Annotated in this window: 2 tRNA genes and 1 rRNA gene; all 3 read right to left on the bottom strand. The window is 44.0% G+C overall.

The window, feature by feature from the left end:
- Positions 1 to 305: 305 nt before the first annotated feature.
- Positions 306 to 381 (bottom strand) — tRNA-Ala (locus tag C9J36_RS17055).
- A 22-nt stretch (positions 382 to 403) separates the two neighbouring features.
- Positions 404 to 480, bottom strand: a tRNA-Ile gene (locus C9J36_RS17050).
- A 90-nt stretch (positions 481 to 570) separates the two neighbouring features.
- A 16S ribosomal RNA gene (locus C9J36_RS17045) occupies positions 571 to 657 on the bottom strand; the annotation flags it as partial.

Below are 657 nucleotides of genomic sequence, written 5' to 3'. Positions count from 1 at the left end.
GTCCTTCATCGACTCCTAGTGCCAAGGCATCCACCGTGCGCCCTTAATAACTTAACCTATTCAGCTTTCAATACACATCGTATGACTGCGTCAGCTTCATTCACTCTGTCAGTCACGTACTTAAGTATGCTCCTTCCATCGCTCAATCGCTTCCTTGTCCTACTCGTGTCTTGAAATCTTCATGTTAGTTACAACTTATCTCATAAAAGAAATAAGATTTAAGAACTTACACGATCAATTACTTGATCTATTTAAAACTTGTTACTTTCAATGTCGTTTTATCCAGTTTTCAAAGAACAAATTATTGGTGGAGCCTAGCGGGATCGAACCGCTGACCTCCTGCGTGCAAGGCAGGCGCTCTCCCAGCTGAGCTAAGGCCCCTAAAGAGGTATTAAAATAAATATGGTGGGCCTAAATGGACTCGAACCATCGACCTCACGCTTATCAGGCGTGCGCTCTAACCAGCTGAGCTATAGGCCCTCTTTGAATTGTTTATTTACATAAACCTTCAAAACTGAACGCAAAACGTTAATGTTATCTCCGTAGGAGATATTCCGAAAATATCCTTAGAAAGGAGGTGATCCAGCCGCACCTTCCGATACGGCTACCTTGTTACGACTTCACCCCAATCATCTATCCCACCTTCGGCGGCTGGCT

Source organism: Metasolibacillus fluoroglycofenilyticus (assembly GCF_003049645.1).
Lineage (GTDB): Bacteria > Bacillota > Bacilli > Bacillales_A > Planococcaceae > Metasolibacillus > Metasolibacillus fluoroglycofenilyticus.
The sequence above is the reverse complement of the archived record's forward strand: the minus strand, read 5'-3'. Positions and strand labels throughout refer to the sequence as shown.